This window comes from Bacillus sp. SIMBA_031 (genome assembly GCF_046535225.1).
GTDB classification, from domain to species: domain Bacteria; phylum Bacillota; class Bacilli; order Bacillales; family Bacillaceae; genus Bacillus; species Bacillus velezensis.
On the sequence record NZ_JAWRXC010000451.1, the window covers coordinates 1 to 255 of the forward strand.

The 255-nt window shown below is 56.1% G+C and carries 1 protein-coding gene; it reads left to right on the forward strand.

Going from position 1 to position 255, the window contains the following annotated elements; translation table 11 throughout:
• Positions 1 to 54 precede the first annotated feature (54 nt).
• On the forward strand, positions 55 to 255 hold a 201-nt coding region (locus SB724_RS20995), incomplete at its 3' end, for a response regulator (RefSeq protein ID WP_410572902.1).

The following is a 255-nucleotide window of genomic DNA, read 5'->3' on the forward strand; positions in this document are numbered from 1 at the left end:
CTGTTAGGCTCAAGCTACATAGGGTCTGCTCACCGGGCGCGATCGCGTCTTCATATGGTCAATCTCAATCTGATCGTCGCTGTGGTCGACGATGACGAATCGGTTTACCGCGCCATCAAGCGTTTGCTGCGTTCAGTCGGGATAAAGGCAGAGACGTTTTCCAGTGGCGAGGAATTTCCAGGCACGCTTTCGTCGACAGCTTCGTATCGGCCCGCGTGCGTGATCCTGGACTTTCAGATGCCGGGGATCAACGGG